Annotated in this window: 1 protein-coding gene; it reads left to right on the top strand. The window is 50.4% G+C overall.

All coding sequences use genetic code 11. The features are described from left to right. Positions 1-712 (top strand): S16 family serine protease (locus R7Z49_RS24955; RefSeq protein ID WP_318112376.1); only part of this gene is annotated, 712 nt, incomplete at both ends.

The following is a 712-nucleotide window of genomic DNA, read 5'->3' as shown; positions in this document are numbered from 1 at the left end:
ACGTCGAAGAGGCAATGAAAAATCAGGAGATGCGCGTCAGCCGTTTGCGAGACAGTGTGATGGAGACGTTCTTAAACGGCACTACGTTGATTCTCACTGAGGGTTCGGCGATAGGGCAAGTGAACGCGTTGTCGGTGTTGAGTACCAGCGATTATATGTTTGGTGCGCCTAACCGTATTACTGCCACAACATGCTACGGCGATGGCGACGTCATCGATATTGAACGCAGCGTCGATCTTGGCGGCAGTATCCACTCGAAAGGTGTGATGATCCTATCGGCTTATCTGTCTTCCGTATTCGGCAAAACGGCGCGAGTGCCACTCACGACGACGATTACCTTTGAGCAATCTTACGGTGGTGTCGACGGCGACAGTGCGAGCATGGCGGAGTTTTGTGCGGTGGTTTCGGCTTTTTCTAAACAACCAAATCGACAAGATATCGCGATCACGGGGTCAATGAACCAATTTGGTGAAGCGCAGCCGATTGGTGGCGTAAACGAAAAAATCGAAGGTTTCTATGATGTGTGTGTGATCAAAGGTCGTCACTCCGGACAGGGCGTGATCATTCCTCGTTCGAATGTTCATAACTTGATGTTACGCGCTGACATCGTGAAAGCGGTAGAAAAAGGGGAGTTCCATATTTGGGCAATTGACCACGTGACTGAAGCCATTGAATTGTTCACCGGCAAGGTGGCAGGTGAGCCGACAGATGA

It is taken from the genome of Vibrio sp. 1562 (genome assembly GCF_033340155.1).
In the GTDB taxonomy this organism is placed as follows: Bacteria; Pseudomonadota; Gammaproteobacteria; order Enterobacterales; family Vibrionaceae; genus Vibrio; species Vibrio alginolyticus.
This window is presented reverse-complemented; position numbering and strand designations above follow the sequence as displayed.